At 70.0% G+C, this 253-nt stretch carries 1 protein-coding gene; it reads left to right on the top strand.

What is annotated here, in order from left to right:
- On the top strand, positions 1-253 hold a 253-nt coding region (locus AX750_RS24820), incomplete at both ends, for a transposase (protein ID WP_197426614.1).

The following is a 253-nucleotide window of genomic DNA, read 5'->3' as shown; positions in this document are numbered from 1 at the left end:
TGTTCAGGGCCGCGGCCGAGACGCTCGCCACCATCGCGAGCGATCCCCGGCATCTCGGCGCCCGCATCGGCTTCACCAGCGTGCTGCACACATGGGGATCGGCGATGACGCACCATCCCCATCTCCACATCATCGCGCCCGGCGGCGGCGTCTCGCCGGATGGCTCGCGCTGGATCGCGTGCAGGCCAGGCTTCTTCCTGCCTGTGCGCGTGCTCTCGCGGCTGTTCCGCAGGCTCTTCCTCGAAGGGCTCGC

The organism is Methylobacterium sp. CCH7-A2, from assembly GCF_001557075.1.
Classification (GTDB): Bacteria; Pseudomonadota; Alphaproteobacteria; order Rhizobiales; family Beijerinckiaceae; genus Allobosea; species Allobosea massiliensis.
Note: the sequence above shows the minus strand (reverse complement) of the source record. Positions and strands in the feature narration are given on the sequence as shown.